At 70.9% G+C, this 693-nt stretch carries 1 protein-coding gene and 1 pseudogene; one reads left to right on the top strand and one right to left on the bottom strand.

Features of this window, described 5'->3' with window-relative positions; all coding sequences use genetic code 11:
* Window positions 1–318 (top strand): annotated as a pseudogene (locus KZA10_RS16850) (thiamine-phosphate kinase); the annotation flags it as partial.
* On the opposite strand, the gene KZA10_RS16845 reads toward KZA10_RS16850, so the two are convergent.
* The coding region (locus tag KZA10_RS16845) for an RsmD family RNA methyltransferase (RefSeq protein WP_218683477.1) at window positions 288–693 on the bottom strand (406 nt) is incomplete at its 5' end. The pseudogene KZA10_RS16850 and the gene KZA10_RS16845 overlap by 31 nt on opposite strands.

The raw sequence follows: 693 nt of genomic DNA, 5'->3' as shown, positions 1-693 counted from the left end.
GTCGCGGCCACGGCGGGCGCCACGGCGATGATGGACGTCTCCGACGGGCTCGCTCTCGACGCACGACGGATGGCCGCGGCTTCGGGCGTCACGATCGCCCTCGATCGCTCTCTTCTCGGAGACGACCCGGAACGCGCGCTGGCGGGGGGAGAGGACCATGCGCTGCTCGCGACGTTCCCCGAGGGAACGCTGCCACCGGGATTCCGCGTCATCGGTTCGGTTCGGGCTCGCGGAGAAGAAGACCTGCTCTGCGACGACCTTCCTGTCGACCTCTCCGGGTGGGACCCCTACCGGGACTGGGACTCGGTCGCCGGCTGATCGAGCCGCTCGGAGTCCTTCGCCTCCGGGGCAGGTTCAGCCCACCACACTGTGGTGTCGCCGTAGCTCTTCTCGCGGAACTGCTCCAGATTCGCTGCTCCGAAGTCGGGCGGCGTGGAACGGCGGGCCCGCTCGACGACCACCACGGCGTCCGCCGACAGCAGCGGAGCGAGCGCGACGAGATCGGCGGTCATGGCGGTGTCGTCGAGATCGTAGGGCGGATCGGTGAAGACGAGGTCGAAAGGTCCCGTCGCGCGCTGCAGGAACGCGTGCGCGGTGCTCTCGTGGACGCGACCGGGCGGCAGACCGCCCGCCTTGGCGACGACGGCGGCGTTGCGTCGGACGATGGCCGCGGCCTGGCGTGCGCGTTCCACG

The organism is Microbacterium sp. BF1 (genome assembly GCF_019279095.1).
Lineage (GTDB): Bacteria > Actinomycetota > Actinomycetes > Actinomycetales > Microbacteriaceae > Microbacterium > Microbacterium maritypicum.
This window is presented reverse-complemented; position numbering and strand designations above follow the sequence as displayed.